Origin of the sequence: Paracoccus sp. FO-3 (assembly GCF_006386455.1) — a bacterium.
Lineage (GTDB): Bacteria > Pseudomonadota > Alphaproteobacteria > Rhodobacterales > Rhodobacteraceae > Paracoccus > Paracoccus versutus.
The window spans coordinates 1-10,525 of sequence record NZ_VCBQ01000134.1 but is presented as its reverse complement, the minus strand read 5'-3'; the positions used below and the strand labels follow the sequence as shown (position 1 = coordinate 10,525).

General features: G+C 70.1%; 10 protein-coding genes. 9 read left to right on the top strand and 1 reads right to left on the bottom strand.

Annotated elements, in window-relative coordinates; all coding sequences use genetic code 11:
• The 9 genes from FE811_RS23610 to FE811_RS23565 all read left to right on the top strand — a co-directional run.
• On the top strand, positions 1-243 hold a 243-nt coding region (locus tag FE811_RS23610; RefSeq protein WP_255469834.1), incomplete at its 5' end, for an aldehyde dehydrogenase family protein.
• Between the two features lies 1 nt (position 244).
• Positions 245-1,591 carry an FAD-binding oxidoreductase gene (locus tag FE811_RS23605; protein ID WP_140848996.1) on the top strand — a complete coding sequence of 449 codons (1,347 nt, stop codon included), beginning with the start codon at positions 245-247 and terminating at the stop codon, positions 1,589-1,591.
• A 29-nt stretch (positions 1,592-1,620) separates the two neighbouring features.
• Entirely contained in the window at positions 1,621-2,568 is a 948-nt protein-coding gene (locus tag FE811_RS23600; protein WP_036760958.1) for a LysR substrate-binding domain-containing protein, read from the top strand.
• Between the two features lie 303 nt (positions 2,569-2,871).
• Complete coding sequence (locus FE811_RS23595; RefSeq protein WP_140848994.1) at positions 2,872-3,723, top strand: glycine betaine ABC transporter substrate-binding protein; 852 nt, start codon at positions 2,872-2,874, stop codon at positions 3,721-3,723.
• Between the two features lie 75 nt (positions 3,724-3,798).
• Positions 3,799-4,884, top strand: a complete 1,086-nt coding sequence (locus FE811_RS23590) for a glycine betaine/L-proline ABC transporter ATP-binding protein (protein WP_072464107.1) — start codon at positions 3,799-3,801, stop codon at positions 4,882-4,884.
• A 12-nt stretch (positions 4,885-4,896) separates the two neighbouring features.
• Entirely contained in the window at positions 4,897-5,745 is an 849-nt protein-coding gene (locus tag FE811_RS23585; protein ID WP_072464106.1) for a proline/glycine betaine ABC transporter permease, read from the top strand.
• Positions 5,742-6,587, top strand: a complete 846-nt coding sequence (locus tag FE811_RS23580; protein WP_140848992.1) for a proline/glycine betaine ABC transporter permease — start codon at positions 5,742-5,744, stop codon at positions 6,585-6,587. The genes FE811_RS23585 and FE811_RS23580 overlap by 4 nt, the downstream gene beginning before the upstream one ends.
• Before the next feature lie 506 nt (positions 6,588-7,093).
• Positions 7,094-8,632 carry a hypothetical protein gene (locus FE811_RS23570; protein WP_140848990.1) on the top strand — a complete coding sequence of 513 codons (1,539 nt, stop codon included), beginning with the start codon at positions 7,094-7,096 and terminating at the stop codon, positions 8,630-8,632.
• Positions 8,629-9,870 (top strand): hypothetical protein, encoded by a 1,242-nt coding sequence (locus FE811_RS23565; protein WP_140848988.1) that lies wholly within the window; start codon positions 8,629-8,631, stop codon positions 9,868-9,870. The genes FE811_RS23570 and FE811_RS23565 overlap by 4 nt, the downstream gene beginning before the upstream one ends.
• 6 nt (positions 9,871-9,876) lie before the next feature.
• Here FE811_RS23565 and FE811_RS23560 read toward each other — a convergent pair.
• Positions 9,877-10,525: peptidoglycan-binding domain-containing protein (locus FE811_RS23560; protein WP_140848986.1), on the bottom strand; the 649-nt coding region annotated here is incomplete at its 5' end.

The window sequence follows — 10,525 nt, the reverse complement described above, 5'->3', positions numbered from 1 at the left end:
CTTGCGCGGGGCGCGGGCCTTGCGGGCCGGCACGGTGACGGTGAACAGCTTCGGCGAGGGCGACGTGNGGCCGGCACGGTGACGGTGAACAGCTTCGGCGAGGGCGACGTGACCACCCCCTTCGGCGGCTACAAGCAATCGGGCTTCGGCGGCCGCGACAATTCGATCCACGCCCATGACCAGTATACCCAGCTCAAGACAATCTGGATCGACCTCAACCAGCAAGACGTGAGCCTGGATTGACATGGGCAGCCATCGGGCGATTCGCACCCCGGTCCTGAACGGCCCCGCCGGGTGGAATGCGATCCTGCCCCCCGCCGCGCCCCGCGCGCGGCTGGAAGGGCAGGCGGGCTGCGACGTGGCGATCGTCGGCGGCGGCTTCGCGGGGCTTTCGGCCGCGCGGCGGCTGCACCAGATCGACCCGTCGCTGGACGTGGTGATCCTCGAGGCATCGCGGATCGCCGAGGGCGGCACCGGGCGCAACTCGGGGTTCATGATCGACCTGCCGCATGAGCTGACCTCCAGCGATTATGCCGGTTCGGGCGACAGCCACGACCGGCAGCTGACCGCGCTGAACCGCCATGCCATCGACTTCGCGGCGCAGGCGGTGGCGGAATACGCCATCCCCGAAGGCTGGTTCCAGCGCGCGGGCAAGATCAACGCCGCCGCCTCGGCCCCCGGCCTGGCGGCGAATGAAAGCTATGCCAGGCACCTGCGCGACCTGGGCGAGGCGCATGAGATGCTGGACGCCCAGGCCATGCGCGAGATCACCGGAACCGGCTATTACCAGGGCGGGCTTTATACCCCCGGCACGGCGATGATCCAGCCGGCCGGCTATGTGCGCGGGTTTGCCGCCGGGCTGGAACGGGCAGGCGTGCGCATCCACGAGGATTCGCCCGTCACCCGGATCGAAAGCAATGCGCAGGGCTGGCGGCTGGAGACGGCGCAGGGCTCGGTCCAGGCGCAAAGGGTGGTCATGGCCAACAACGGCCATCTGGAGAGCTTCGGCTTCAAGCGCGGGCGGCTGATGCACATCATGCTGAACGCCTGCATGACCGAGGAGCTGTCGCCCGAGGCCCTGCGCGCGCTTGGCGGCCATGAATGCTGGGGCGCGACGCCGGCCGACCCGATGGGGACCACCGTGCGCCGGATCGGCCCGGCCCAGGGCGGCAACCGCATCGTGATCCGGCAGGGCGGCTATTACCGGCCGAACATGCAGACCAGCGCCGGCGACCTGTCGCGGCTGGTGGAGCATATGCGGCGGAAATTCGACGCGCGTTTCCCGATGCTGAAGGGGCTGCGCTTCGAATATTGCTGGTCGGGGCATCTGTGCCTGTCCAGGAACGGCGTCTCGGTCATGCGCGAGCTGGAGCCGGGCCTGTTCGCCGCCTGCGTGGACAACGGGCTGGGCACCACCCGCAGCACGCTGACCGGGATCGGCGCGGCCGAGATGCTGTGCGGCCAGTCGAGCACGATCACCGCCTTCTTCACCGCCGAGGCCGAGCCCTCGCGCCTGCCGCCGCATCCTTTCGACACCATCGGCGCCAATGCTTATATGCGCTGGAAAGAATGGCAGTCCCGGCTAGAATGACGCCCTGTCCAAGGGAAAGCGTCACTGCCATGCCGCCGATCAAGCGCCGCTACCTGCCGTCACTTGGGGCCTTCGCGACCTTCGAGATCGCGGCCAAGCACCTGAGCTTTACCCTGGCGGCGAAGGAGCTGAACGTGACCCAGGGCGCCGTCAGCCAGCAGATCCGCCTGCTGGAGCGCGCCCTGGAGGTGGCCCTGTTCATCCGCAAGCACAATGCGCTGGAACTGACGCCCGAAGGGGCGGGCCTGTTCCAGGCGGTGACGGCGGGGCTCGACACCATCAGCGCCGCGGTTTCGGTGCTGGCGGGGGACGAGGGGCCGCAGACCGTGACCATCTCGGCCACGGACGCGATGGCGGCCTATTGGCTCAAGCCGCTGATCGACAGCTTCCGGCGCAGCCACCCCGAGGTGGGCTTCGTCGTGCTGGCCTCGGACGCCGACGACACCCTGCGCAACTATTCCGGGGTGGACATCGCCATCCTGTGCGGCAACGAGCGCTGCGAGGTCGGCGAAGAGCTGCATTTCCTGTTCCAGGAGATCGCCCAGCCGGTCTGCACGCCGGCCTTCCTGGCCGAGCATGGCCCCTTCGCGGCGGCCGAGGATCTGAACCGGGTGAATCTTCTGCACCTGCATGACCGGCATTGGAGCGCGGATGCGATCGGCTGGCAGCCGCTGGGCTGGGCGGAATGGTTCCGCGCCCAGGGCGCCGAATGGTCCAAGGCGCCCTCGAGCCTGTCCACGAACAAGGTCAGCCTGCTGATGAACGCCACCCTGGCCGGCGAAGGGGTGATGCTGGGCTGGCACCACATGGTTCGCGGCCCCATCGCCGAAGGCCGGCTGGTCTTTGCCCATCCCGCGCCGATCACCGCGGGCCGCGGCAATTTCCTCAACTGCAGGAAGAAATCGCTCAAGCGGGCCGGGGTCGCGGCCTTCGTGGATCATGTGCTGGCGGCGCTGCGGGCGCAGGGGCGGGACTGACGGTCGCAGCGCCGGACCTGCAGCGGGGCTGATGCCGCCCCGGCCGTTGCCGCAGATTTTCTAATGCCTCGCTACAGGAAAATCTCGTTTGCCCGAAGGCCGGCGGTAATGGATAAATTCGTCTATTCCGGGCGTGGGGGACGCTTTGGAGCATCCCGGCCGACAACCCCCCGGAAATTGCCGCCTTAACGGTCCCTTGCAACGGGGGCCGGACAAATCCCGCCGCGACAGGCTTGCGCGGCGAATGACGGCTCTTGCCCGGTGGCGGGGGCTGCGGACCAACAGATCCATGGAGGAACACGCATGCGCAGACTTTTCAAAGCCGTCCTTGCCGGCGCCCTGGCGCTTGGGCTTGCGTCGCCGGTTGTGGCGCAGGACAAGGTGGTCAAGATGGGGACGCTGTCCTGGGAGGACCTGACCCCGATCACCGGCATCACCAAGAAGGTGCTGGAGGACAAGGGCTATACCGTCGAGGTGACCGAGTTCTCGGAATGGGGCATCGCCTATGCGGCGCTGGCCAAGGGCGACGTGCAGATCCTGGCCTCGCAGACCGATTACGTCGCCCAGGACTACTGGCAGCGCAACAAGAGCCGGCTCGAGAAGATCTCGCCGGTCTCGCACGGGCTCTACCAGGCGATCGCGGTGCCGAACTACGTCACCATCGACTCGGTCGAGCAGCTGAACGAGAATGCCGAGAAGTTCGGCGGCAAGATCGTCGGCATCGAGCCCGGCTCGGGGCTGATGCGCGACGCGGCCGATGCGGTGTCGGAATACGGGCTGACGCTGCAGCTGGTCGAGGGCAGCACCGCGGCGATGACCGCGGCGCTGAAATCGGCCATCGACCGGCAGGAATGGATCGCCGTCACCCTGTGGGAGCCGTCCTGGATGATGCAGAAGTTCGACGTGAAGTTCCTGGCCGACCCCAAGGGCGTCTTCCCGCCGCCGCAGGGCTATTACTGGATCGGCCAGAAGGGCTTTTCCGAGGCAAACCCCGAGGCGCGCGAGATCATCGCCAGCGTCTACGTGCCGCTTGCCGTGATCACCGCGATCAACGGCGCGGTCAGCGACGGCCAGAGCATGGACCAGGCCATCGCCGACTGGACCGCGGCCAATGCCGACCTGATCGGCCGCTGGTCGAACATCAAGTCCTACTGACCGCCGCAGCGGGCGGCCCGGCTCGGGGCCGCCCGGCATGACCGCAAACCCAGCAGGAAGGCGCGACAGGGAAAGATGGAAAAGGCGAATACGGACGCGGACACGGCCGAGGTTCTGATCGACTGCCGGTCGGTGTGGAAGGTCTTCGGCGAGCGCAATGCCGAGGCGATCCGGGCGATTACGGAACGCGGGCTGACGAAAAAGGAAATCCTGCAGCAATACAATTGCGTCGTCGGCGTCTCGGACGCCACCTTGCAGGTGCGGCGCGGCGAGATCTTCTGCATCATGGGGCTTTCGGGCTCGGGCAAGTCGACGCTGATCCGACTGCTCAACCGGCTGATCGAGCCGAGCCTGGGCCAGGTCATGGTCAAGGGCCAGGACATCGCCACCCTGGACGCGGCGGCGCTGCGCCGGATGCGGGCGCGCCATATCGGCATGGTGTTCCAGTCGGTGGCCCTGCTGCCACAGCGCACGGTGCTGGAAAACGCGGCCTTCGGGCTCGAGGTGCAGGGCGTGGGCAAGGACGAGCGCAACCGCGCCGCCCAGGCCGCGCTGGCCAAGGTGGGGCTGGCGGACTGGACCGCGCGCTACCCGTCCGAGCTTTCTGGCGGCATGCAGCAGCGGGTAGGTCTGGCGCGTGCGCTGACCTCGGACCCCGAGATCATCCTGATGGACGAGCCGTTTTCGGCGCTCGACCCGCTGATCCGGCGCCAGTTGCAGGACGAGTTCCGCCAGCTGACCAAGGATCTGGGCAAGTCGGCGGTCTTCATCACCCATGACCTCGACGAGGCGATCCGCATCGGCGACCGCATCGCCATCATGAAGGACGGCGTCATCATCCAGACCGGCACCGCCGAGGAGATCGTGATGAACCCGGCCGACCAGTATGTCGCCGATTTCGTCGCCGGCATCTCGCGCCTGCACCTGGTCAAGGCGCATTCGGTGATGATCCCGCCCGGCGAATGGGCGGGTGCGCCCGAGGGCCTGCCGTGCTGCCCGCCCGAGGCCGACATCGACACGCTGATCGCCACCATCGCCGGCTCGGACCGCGACGCCGTGGCCATCGTCGAGGGCGATGCGGTGGTCGGCATCGTCACCATCCGCAACCTGCTGTCGGGCGTGCGCGGCGATGCCGCCGCCGCGCCCGCCGCGGCGGCCTGAGGAGGCGGGGTGATGGAGATGTCCGCCCTGATCGCCGGTTTCGACGAAACCGTCGACAACGCGCTGTTCTGGCTTGGCGATCACGCCGCCTTCCTGTTCGACTTCTTCCGCCTGGTGCTGGAGGGGCTTTATGACGGGGCGCTGTGGCTGCTGGAGCTGCCGCCCTTCTACGTCGTCGCGCTGCTTGCGGGGCTTCTGGGCTGGCGCGTCGTCGGGCGCGGCTTCGGCCTGGGCGTCGCGCTGGCGCTGCTGGCCTGCGCCGCCATGGGGCTGTGGCCCGAGACGATGAGCACGCTGGCGCTGGTCGTCGCCGCCAGCATCATCGCGCTGGCGATCAGCCTGCCCCTGGGGGTGCTGGCCGGGCTGATGCCGCGGCTCGACCGGGCGCTGGTGCCGGTGCTGGACCTGATCCAGACCCTGCCGCCCTATATCTACCTGCTGCCGGCGATTGCGCTTCTGGGCTACGGCCCGGCGACGGCGCTGGTGGCGACGGTGATCGTGGCCATGCCGCCGGCGATCCGGCTGACCGCGCTCGGCATCCGCCAGACCCCGCGCGAGTTCATCGAGCTGGGCCAGGCGACCGGCGTCACGCCCCTGCAGATGTTCTGGAAGATCCGGCTGCCCTTTGCCGTGCCCTCGATCATGGCCGGGATCAACCAGAGCCTGATGATGGCCTTCGGCATGGTGGTGATCGCCGGCATCGTCGGCTCGGGCGGGCTGGGCGAGACGATCTACGGCGCCATCCGCACGCTGGACATCGCCACCTCGATCGACGCCTCGATCGCCATCGTCATCCTGACCATGATGCTGGACCGCCTGACCCAGGGCGCGGCCCGGCCCCGCAACGGAGCGCGGACATGACCCTGCCGAGCGAATTTTCCCCCGGAGCCTTCCTGGCGCCGGCGATCGACTGGCTGAACGCCAATTTCCACCCGTTCTTCGCCCTGATCACCAGGGTGATCGAGGCGGTCCTGGGCATGATCGAGGGCGCGCTGCTGGCGCTGCCGCCCCTTGCGGTGATCGGGCTTGCGGTGCTGGCGGCGCTGCTGGCCATCCACCTGCGCGCGGCGATCCTGGCCGGCTGCTGCCTGGGCTTTTGCTGGCTCAGCGGGCTGTGGACCGGCTCGATGCAGACCATCGCGCTGGTGGCGGTGGCGGTGACGATCTCGGTCGCCATCGCCTTTCCGCTGGGCATCCTGGCCGCGCGCCGGCCGCGGCTCGAGGCGGGGCTGCGCCCGGTCCTCGACGTGATGCAGACCGTGCCGCCCTGGGTCTACCTGATCCCGGCGGTGATGATCTTCAGCCTGGGCCGGGTTCCGGCGATCATCGCCACCATTGTCTACGGCGTGCCGCCGATGCTGCGGCTGACGACGCTGGCCTTCCGCGGCGTGCCCAGGGATCTCAAGGAGCTGGGCCAGGCCATCGGCGCGAAACCCGGCACGATCCTGTGGAAGATCGAGCTGCCCGCGGCCCGGCCCACGCTTCTGGTGGGGCTGAACCAGTGCATCCTGCTGTCGCTGGCGATGGTGGTCCTGGCCGGGCTGGTCGGCGCCGGGGGGCTGGGCGCCGAGGTGACGCGCGGCCTGACGCGGATGGAGATGGGCCTGGGCCTGCGCGCCGGCCTTGCCATCGTCGCCGTAGCGCTGCTCATGGACCGCCTCTCCCGCGGCGCGATCGAACGCGGCGGTCGGCGTCCCGGCTGACCGCGCCAATCCATCGACGCCGGCCGGGGACGCGCCTGTCATGTCCGCGGCCGGCCGCAGCCCGACGGAATGCAGTCCGATGCGAGATGCTCCGGGGTGTCGGTCGTGAGGATGGTATCCATCTGCATGGCGGCGGGGCGTACCCTGCTGCCCCTTGGTGCAGCGCAGGCCCAGGCCGTGGTTACGGGCGACGGCGGCATGACGCCTTACGCGTTCGACCCGGATGCCGAGGGAAAATCCGCCTGCTGCGGGGATTGCGCCAGGATCTGCCCGTCCTATCTGGGCAGCAGCGACGAGGAAAAGGGCAAGGGCTGGACCGTGGTCGAGCGCAGCGACGGCGCGCTGCAATGGGCCTATGGCGGCAAGCCGCTTGACTGCCATGCCGGCGACCAGGCGGCGGCGCCTGGCAGGTGCCGGCCGATTAGGCCCGCGCCGGCGCCGAAGCGGCTTGCAAGTTTCGCGCCGATGCTTTCCCTTCTTGCCGAAGCAGCAAGAGGAGAAAGACCATGCGCCCGCTTGCCCGACGCCTTGCCGCCGGCGCCGCCCTTTCGCTGGCCCTGGCCGACACCGCCCATGCCGAGCCCGCGCCGACCAGCGTGTTTTCCCCCGCCAATATCGCGGCGGGGTTGGTGCGCGGCGCGATTTCCTATGCCCGGATGGTGGCCGACATCCGCTATGACGGGCTGGAGATCGACGCGCAACGCGGTGGGCTGGTGCTGCGCGACCTGCATGTCGCCGGGCTGGGCCGACACAAGAACTGCCGGGTTGCGCTGGGGCGGCTGCAGGTCTCGGGCCTCAGCCTCTGGAACCAGGCAGAATCGCGGCTGCGCCTGGACGCGGCCGACCTGTCGATCGCCAACAACTGCTTCGGCGCCAATGCGGCGATGATCGGCGTGGTGACGGGCGGTGCCAGCATTCCCCTGGCCGCGCTGTCGGTCGATCTGCGCCAGGCCTCGGGCAGCGGTGCGCTGAGCGCCGACATCCAGGCCATCAGCCCTGGCATTGCCCGGATCGAGGCGGGCGCGGATTTCGATTATGTTTCCTTGTTCTCGCCGGATTTCTTCGAAAAGATCACGGCGGCGAGCCAGCCCGACGAGACCGGCGCCGTCACCGAGGAGACGCCGCAGATCGGCCTGCGCGGCACGTTGCGCGCGGCGCATGTATCGGCGGAAAACCTGGGCGTCTGGGAAAGGCTGAAGCCGCTTTTGCCGCCCGAGGCCAGCAGTCCCGAGGCCTTGCAGGCGCTGCTGACCGCCGAGCCGGGCAGCGCCCTGCACCAGTCGCAGCAAGGGCTGGTGCGGGCGCTGCGGGCCTTCATGGCCGAGCCGGGCCTTGTCACCGCCGAGGTCCGCCCGGCCGAGCCGGTGGCCTTCGACACCACGCTATGGGCCGGGCCCGAGGATGCGGCGGCGCTGTTCCGGCCGCAGCTTTCGAACGGGTTGCCCACGCCGCCGGTGGCGCTGATCGCCGATCCCGCGACGCATCAGGACAACCGCGCCCTGGGCCTGGCGCTGGCCGAGGGCAGGGGGGTGCCGCAAAACGGCCGCCGCGCCGTCGAGCTGCTGACCCCCATGCGGGAGGATGCCGAGGTGGCGCTGGCCCTGGCGCGGCTGACCGCCGGCACCGATCCCGCGCTTGCCTATGGCCATGCGCTGCGGGCGGCGGCGCAGGGGGTGACGGGCGGCGCCGCGATGCTGGAGCGGATCGAGGCCGGGCTTGCCACCGCCGATCTGCTGGCGGCGCAGGAGGCGGCCGAAACCGCCCCGCCCGAGGGCAGCTTCGCCTCGACCCTGGCGCTGCGCGACGCGGCGCTGGCGCATGAGCAGGGCGAGGGCGTGATGCGCAGCTATGTGCTGGCCTGGCGGCTGGCCGCGCTGGCCGCGGCGGCGGGCGACGGCCCGGCGCAGGCGCTGATGGCGCGGCTGGAGGCGCGCTTCGGGGCCGATCCGATCTGGCTGCGCGCCCGCGACCGGGCGGAAGAGCTGGCGCTGGAGGATTGGACGCGGCGCAAACTGGCGCAGCGCCTGGCGGAGGGCCGGCCATGAGGCGGCTGACCTTTTCCCTGGCGCTTGCCCTTGCCGCGCCCGCCGTCCCGGTGCAGGCGCAGGCGCCGCAGCCCGTCGAGCCGTCGCCGCTGTCGCGGGAAATCGCGCAGAACGGCATCGCCGCCACGCTGGAGCGGCTGCATGCGCTGCCCGCCCCGGCGCCCGACGAGCGTTTCGCCATCGCCGGGCTGGAGTTCCTGGGCGCGGTCGAGGCGGCCTGGCGCTGGCGCGTGACCTATGGCGTGGCGCCCTTTGGCGGCATGATCTTCGGCTCGGCCGCCGAGCTGCCGCAAACCGTGCCGCCGCAGCCGATGCCGCCCGAGGCGCTGGCCGAGCAGACGCAGGCCACGCTGGAGGCGATGGCGCGCAGCCGCGCCGCGCTGGACGGGCTGGGGGCGGACGAGGATTTCGGGCTGGCGATCTCGCTGGGCGATCTGTGGTTCGACCTCGACGCCGATGGCCGGCGCGGGATGGGCGAGGGCGCGGCGGAACTGCTGGACGGGATCGTCTGGTCCAGCATGCCGGGCCTTGACCCGGAGACGGGCGAACCCGCCCCGCCGCCCGCGCTGCCGGTGATCCGCTTCGACCGCGCCGATGCGGCCTGGCTTGCGGCCTATACGCATCTGGTCTCGGGCGGGGGCGAGCTGCTGCTGGCCTTCGACCCGACGCCCAGCCTGCGCAAGGTCTTTGCCACGCGGGCCCGGATCGACGAAAGCCGCCTGGCCGGGGGCGAGGCCGTTCTGCCGCCCATGCTGGACGATTTCATCGACCCGCTGGCCGTCGCCATCGACATGCTGCGCAACCAGCCCGATGCCGGGCGCACCCGCGCCGCCCGCGCGCATTGGCAGCAGACCATCGACCAGAACCGCCGCTTCTGGACGCTGGTCGGGCAGGAAAGCGACGATGCCGGCGAATGGATCCCGAACGACCGCCAGGTCTCGGCCACCGGCATCGCCTTTCCGCCCGGCACCGGCATCGCCTGGCAGGCGGTGCTGGCCGACGGCGAGGCGCTGCTGGCGGGCGAGCGCAGCATCCCGTTCTGGCGCGGGCCGATGGGCATCGACCTGGGGGCATGGCTGGAAGACCCGGCGCCGCTGCCGGTGGACGGGGTGATCCAGGGCTGGGCGCTGGCCGATTACTTCTCGGACGCGCCGCCGGTCAGCCCGGAAAGCTTTCGCCGCTTTTCGGACATGCTGATGGACACCGGCCCCTTCCTGGCCATGGTGATGCTGAACTGAGCGGGGTCACTTCACCAGTTCGCGGATGATCGTGTCGAGCCCGATGACGCCGTTGCCGATCTGGCCCTGGTTGATCAGCCGGTTGCGGCGCTGGCGGGCCTGCTCGGCATGTTCGCCGCGCGGGAAGTTCTGAAGGTATTGCGTATAGGATTGCACGGTATCGGCCTGCCGCGCCCGCGCCCAGGCCTGGTCCTCGCGGTCGCCGCGCGGGGTGTCCCGGTCGGCATTGGCCAGCCGCTGCCGGGCGGTCTGGGCATAGATGCCGTTGGGGTAACGGTCCAGATAGGCGCGCAGGTTGCGCACGCCTCCCCTGGCGCCGGTCTGCTGCCAATAGGCGTGGTCCTGTTCGTCCCGGCTGGGGGCGGCGGCATTGGCCTGCGCCCGCATGGCATCCACCTGCGGCCCGGTCAGATAGCCCGTCACCGCATAGCCGTTGCGCTGCTGCCAGCCCCGGATGGCCGCGCGCGAGCGCGAGCCGAAGATCCCGTCCGCGCCGCCGGTCGAATAGCCCAGCGTGTTCAGCCGGCGCTGGATCGTCACCCGGTCGCCGCGCGACAGGTTCAGCCGGTTCTCGGTCAGCTCGGCCTGCGAGGCCTGGCGGGGCTGCTGGATTTCCGGGGCGCGGGGCTGCACGGGGGCGGGGGCCGGCGCGGGG